This is a genomic window from Okeania sp., from assembly GCF_983059655.1.
The window spans coordinates 1-3,609 of record NZ_CEZPJD010000160.1 but is presented as its reverse complement, the minus strand read 5'-3'; the positions used below and the strand labels follow the sequence as shown (position 1 = coordinate 3,609).

The following is a 3,609-nucleotide window of genomic DNA, read 5'->3' as shown; positions in this document are numbered from 1 at the left end:
CCTTTGCCCACAAAACGACGCATTTATTGTCTATTGCGATCGCCTCACGTTGATAAAGATTCACGAGAACACTTTGAAACTAGGACACATCGTAGAATTATAGATATTTATCAACCTTCATCAAAAACAATTGATGCGCTGATGAAGCTTGACTTACCTGCTGGTGTGGATATTGAAGTGAAGTTATAGCAACATTAGTCCATGGGTAGTTTCTACTCTAGAATTATTGAATGTACCCATGGCCTAAAATTATCCCCCGGACTTATATACATCTACTTTGTTGAATAAAGATTCTAAGACACTACAATTTTTTATGCTTCGTCCTCAATAATACAAATTTTTATCTCGATCCAGATGTAAAAATTCCCAAAAATCAAAAATTAGTAAGCCCATAGATATCTCAAGAATAGAAAAATCAGCTAAAGTATAAGAAGTATTAAGAAGCAAAACTTTATTTTAATGATGAAAGATGGCATCCCCTTCTGTAGCTGTTCGAGAACTTCCCCTATTTCCACTACCAGAAGTAGTATTATTTCCAGGTAGACCTCTACCACTACACATCTTTGAATTTCGCTATAGAATCATGATGAATACAGTTCTAGAAAGCGATAGTAGATTTGGAATTTTGATGTGGGATTCCACTCAAGACAGAGTTGTGGCCACTGGGTGTTGCGCTAAGATTGAGAACTACCAACGCTTACCTGATGATCGGATGAAGATTTTGACAGTAGGTGAGCAAAGATTTAGAGTTTTAGACACAATTAGAGAGAAACCTTATCTAGTTGGTTTAGTTGAGTGGATAGAAGATGATTCTTCAGAAAATACTCTTGGAGAGTTAGCAAATCAAGTTGAAGCTTTGCTAAAAGATGTAGTTCATCTTTCAGGTAAACTTATGGATCAGAGTATAGAATTGCCAACTGATATTCCTAGCTTGCCAAAAGAATTGTCATATTGGGTGGCTAGCAATCTCTATGGAGTAGCAACTGAACAGCAAGCTCTTTTGGAGATGCAAGATACTGCTACTAGGTTAGAAAGAGAAGTAGAAATTCTCACATCTACTCGTAATCATCTTGCAGCTAGAACTGTTCTGAAAGATACTTTAAAGTAAACTTTAGCAATGATGTTGTAGATTCAATGCTTTTGTTTAAAGAAAGTTATTATATAGAATATATAGCTCAATAATTGGTAGTGGGAATGTAAGCATTCAGCTATTAGCATTTTCTACAGATTGCTGCACAAACAGCTTTTAAATGTACAGGGCTTACTAAGGTTAGCTTGTTAACTTTTTCTTTTCTTCGGAATGCTGCGCAAACATAATTTTGAATTCTCTTTCCTAAGATAATAAGTTGATAACTGTTAATGTTAGCGAAGCTCCTCCGAAGGAGGAAAGAGGCAGCTCCTCTGAAAGAGATAGTTCCTTCGTAGGAGGCCAGCTGACTGCTGAGTGCTTATATGGGAATTAGGAAGCTACTTAGGGCTTGCTGATTAAATATAAAAGTATTGACCGATATTGGTTTGAGGCAATTTATGTCTGGAAAAAGTATGAACTTTTTCGGGTAGCAAAAGCCGAAAAATCGCTCTTACTATTTTTTGGGCCACCAACCCTGTTATTCCCATTTCTTCTACATTCTAACTACTGTCTACTCCCTACCCCAGCAAAAAGACTTTCCATACGCAAACTCTACTTAATTGTAGTTTCTGAATCACTTCCTAAGTCGAATTTTTTCATAAGCATTGCGATCGTGTCATAAAGTGCTTTTTTAGTAAACTAAGCAGCTAGTAAACTTCTCTCTTCTAACTTTGCCCAGTTGCTATAGTCTAATAATAATTTATGCATCAATCTTTTCTTCATTTTGAGTAAAATACTACCTAATAAATTATTACCTGTAGATAGCAAAATTGATTTGGGTATTTTGTTGAAAGGAGGAGGCAAAAATATTTGTAAGGCTAACTCTACTTTTCCCTCTAGAATAGTTTTCTTCTGAATTTTGATAGGTTGCATTGTACCATTGAGATTCAATTTAAAATGTTCATTAATAATTTCAATTCCTTTAAGTTCACAACCAACAGACTTTAATTTGACTACTCCTTCAGAAGTTGTCAAAATTTTCATGTCGATAATTGGTTCAATTTTCAACATAAAGAATTTCAGAGGGTTCATTTTCAAACGATATGTATCATTAGTTAATTTTTCTATACAATTAGGGTTTGCTAGAACTTCTACAATACGTTGTGGTTGACTTAAATAACTGTGAATACTTATAGACTGTTGTGGAACAGGTATATTAACAGATTGAGATGCAAAAAAATTATTGTACATAGTAGCTAGTAGAAGTAAGTAATTTTTATCAAAACCATTAATTACCTTATATTAGAATAGATTAAGTTTTGTAACAACTCCCGTCAAGCTTGAGTGGAAAGAACTAATTACTGCTAAATTAAACTGCCTGACTACCAGTAGATAAAACGGAACCTTGTTTGCTATTTGTTAATACTTCAGTTTCATCACAAGCCCATTTATGATAATCAGCTAATAGTTGATTGGTCAATCTTTGCTTAATTGTGATTAATACACTTTTGAGTAAACCATTACCAGTTGTTTCTAAAACTGGTAGAGGTGTTAACCATAATGGAGGAGGTAATTCTACCTTGACTTTTAAATCTGCTTTGCCTTTGAGATGAGTAACTCCTTTAATTTGGCAAGTCTCAAGAATACCAACTAGATTCAGGGTAAAACGCTGGTTAATATATTCTACGCCACGAATTTCACAACCCTCTGACTTTAGGTAAATTGTACCATTAGCACTCGCCCAAACCCGTATATCTACAGTTGGTTGAATAGTTAACATCATAAAGTGCAGTGGACGCATTTTCAGGCGGAAGGTATCTTTGTCTAACTGCTTTAATCTTGTTGGATCTACTAAAGCATTGATGAGGCGTTTCGGTTGACGAAGATAGTGATGAATAGGAACTTGTTGCTCAACTACGGGAATATCTACAGATTGAGATGCGTTAAATTTACTAATCATTATCTATATAAAAATCAATATTTTAATACCTAAATTTTATGAAATCTTCACATTTATTAATGTGACTTGAATCATACGGAGGTATTTGCTCCAGTTTAGCGATCGGCCAAGAGGGGGTTTAGGTAAAATTGAGTAATTCTAGTAATCATAACGGTTGATGGATGAGAACTCATTGAAGAAATGCAACTTAATTTTACGAAATGTAACTTATTCAGTTTTATAGAAATTGGCTTTTATCTAAAATCTAAAATAAAATGGAGATTCTATGACCGAAAAATTTTGCTCAATAGCCTCCTCTTTTCAGAGGATAAAAACGCAGTCGTTAGCGCAGCTTCGGAGCGACTCTCCTGGCCATATCCAATTGATCAAGAGAAAAGATAATATTCCTGATGTCAAGCCTCCTGCAATCAGGAGATACTGATAACTGATAACTGATAACTGATAACTGATATGACCATATCAATTGCACATCTTGGCCCTGCTGGTACTAATACCGAGACAGCAGCAGTGGCATTTGCTAATAAACTAAGTCAGTTTGGTCAAAAATCTTTTCTGTGTCCATATCCTAGTATTGCTCAAA

The 3,609-nt window shown here is 34.9% G+C and carries 4 protein-coding genes; 2 read left to right on the top strand and 2 right to left on the bottom strand.

The window, feature by feature from the left end; all coding sequences use genetic code 11:
- Together rpsJ and AC3DU7_RS11370 are read left to right on the top strand one after the other, a co-directional pair.
- A partial coding sequence (gene rpsJ, locus AC3DU7_RS11375) for a 30S ribosomal protein S10 (RefSeq protein ID WP_488039463.1) occupies positions 1-189 on the top strand: 189 nt, incomplete at its 5' end.
- 280 nt (positions 190-469) lie between these two features.
- Positions 470-1,108 (top strand): LON peptidase substrate-binding domain-containing protein, encoded by a 639-nt coding sequence (locus AC3DU7_RS11370; RefSeq protein ID WP_488039462.1) that lies wholly within the window; start codon positions 470-472, stop codon positions 1,106-1,108.
- Positions 1,109-1,768: 660 nt separating this feature from the next.
- Here the strand turns inward: AC3DU7_RS11370 and AC3DU7_RS11365 are convergent.
- Both AC3DU7_RS11365 and AC3DU7_RS11360 read right to left on the bottom strand, forming a co-directional pair.
- Positions 1,769-2,320 (bottom strand): DUF1997 domain-containing protein, encoded by a 552-nt coding sequence (locus AC3DU7_RS11365; protein WP_488039461.1) that lies wholly within the window; start codon positions 2,318-2,320, stop codon positions 1,769-1,771.
- 118 nt (positions 2,321-2,438) lie between these two features.
- Positions 2,439-3,029, bottom strand: coding sequence for a DUF1997 domain-containing protein (locus tag AC3DU7_RS11360; protein ID WP_488039460.1), 591 nt, complete (start codon positions 3,027-3,029; stop codon positions 2,439-2,441).
- Positions 3,030-3,609: the final 580 nt, after the last annotated feature.